The sequence below is a fragment of the Streptomyces durbertensis genome (genome assembly GCF_014156695.1).
Taxonomy (GTDB): Bacteria; Actinomycetota; Actinomycetes; order Streptomycetales; family Streptomycetaceae; genus Streptomyces; species Streptomyces durbertensis.
On the sequence record NZ_WMLF01000809.1, the window covers coordinates 1 to 1126 of the forward strand.

At 73.0% G+C, this 1126-nt stretch carries 1 protein-coding gene and 1 pseudogene; both read right to left on the reverse strand.

Annotated features, from left to right (window positions below; genetic code table 11):
• Window positions 1–240, reverse strand: a pseudogene (locus GL263_RS26970) (hypothetical protein); the annotation flags it as partial.
• A partial coding sequence (locus GL263_RS26975) for an FAD-dependent oxidoreductase (protein WP_182858347.1) occupies window positions 237–1126 on the reverse strand: 890 nt, incomplete at its 5' end. The gene GL263_RS26975 and the pseudogene GL263_RS26970, both read right to left, overlap by 4 nt.

Genomic DNA, 1126 nt, shown 5'->3' on the forward strand with positions numbered 1-1126 from the left:
GGGCAGGGCGCCGGGGACTCGGGTGAGGAGGAGCGGGAGGGCGGCGCCGACGGCTGCGGCGGGGAGCGTCCAGCCCTGGTGCTTGGCGGCCTCGAAGGCCGCGAAGGCGAGGGTGAACGCGGCGAGCAGCAGCCAGCCCGGTCGCCGGCCGGTGGCAGCGGGGTCACCGGTGGGGGGACGACGAGGGTCCCGCCGGGCGGTGCCTCCGGCGGGACCCTCGTCGGGTGGTTCGACGTTCACCGGGCGAGTTCCGGCTGGAGTTGGAAGTAGGCGGAGCACAGGACGCGCTTCTGGAGGTAGCGGCTGCGGTTCATGACGCGGTAGAGCGTGGAGCGGCCGGCGACGGCGAGCTGGTTGCCGTAGGTGAAGGCCTTCTCCTGGCGCATCTGGAGGCCCCGGGAGATGCGTACGGCCTGTTCGCGCTGGTGCTGGAAGCGCAGGGTGGCGGTCTGGATGAGTTCGTCGCCGCGGCGGCCGGTGGCGCGCAGCGGCCGGTCGAGCAGGCCGGCGAGGGTGTGGCCGTCGATGAGGGCGTGGTTGACGCCCTGACCGAGGATGGGTGTCAGGGTGTGCGCGGCGTCGCCCATGAGGGTGAGGCCGGGCCGGGACCACTGGGGTGTGGCGACGGTGAAGATGTCCAGCACGGTGGTACCCGACCATCCGGTGACCGACTCGCGCAACCCGTCGGAGAGTTCCGGCGCGATCTCGTCGATGCGGCGGTGCAGTTGTTCGATGCCGCCCTTGCGCAGTTCCTTGAGGCCGCCCTTGGGGATGTTGAAGCCGATGCGGATGTCGTCGGGGTGGGTGGGGATGAACAGGCCGTGGCGGGCGCCCTGGAGCCGGATGCGGTAGCAGGCGCGCTGCCAGCCGTCGGGGCGGGGCATGCGGAGCCAGACCACGTCGCGTTCGAGTGGCTGCTTGTCGTAGGCGAGGCCGGAGAGTTCGCGGGTCTTGCTGTAGCGGCCGTCGGCGCCGACGACAGGCCGGGCGCGCAGTTCGCGTTCCTCGCCGTCGGCGGTGCGGTAGCGGACGCCGGCGACGCGGCCGTCCTCCTCGACGAGGCCGGTGACCTTGGTGCCCTGGCGGAGGTCGTGGCCGGGGTAGGCGGCGCCGGCCTCCGCGAGGG